The sequence below is a fragment of the Pseudarthrobacter sp. C1 genome (genome assembly GCF_034720455.1).
Lineage (GTDB): Bacteria > Actinomycetota > Actinomycetes > Actinomycetales > Micrococcaceae > Arthrobacter.
Map to the genome: position 1 here is coordinate 1 of NZ_JAYESK010000032.1, position 377 is coordinate 377.

1 pseudogene is annotated in these 377 nt (G+C 62.3%); it reads right to left on the minus strand.

What is annotated here, in order from left to right:
* Positions 1–377: pseudogene (locus U7114_RS19330) on the minus strand (L-asparagine permease); the annotation flags it as partial.

Here is a 377-nt window from a genome sequence, read left to right on the forward strand (position 1 = left end):
TTTTCGGGGTTTTCGGTTTCGCCGGCGGCGGTGCCGACGAGTTCGATGGAGGCGTAGGCGAAGAGGACGCCCTGCATGAGGATGATCATGGGGAGCAGGCCGTTGGGGAAGATGCCGCCGTTGTCCGAGAGGAGGCTCAGGCCGACTTGCTGGCCGTCCACGGGGGTGCCGAAGATGACGAAGTAGGTGCCGGCGATGAGGAAGATGACCAGGGCGGCGACTTTGATCAGGGCGAACCAGAATTCCATTTCGCCGAAGACCTTCACGGAGACGAGGTTCAGGGCGAGGACCACGATCAGGGCGGTCAGTGCCCAGGCCCATTGCGGGACGGCTGCCATCCAGGGGATGTAGTTGCCGAAGAAGTTCATGTAGAGGGC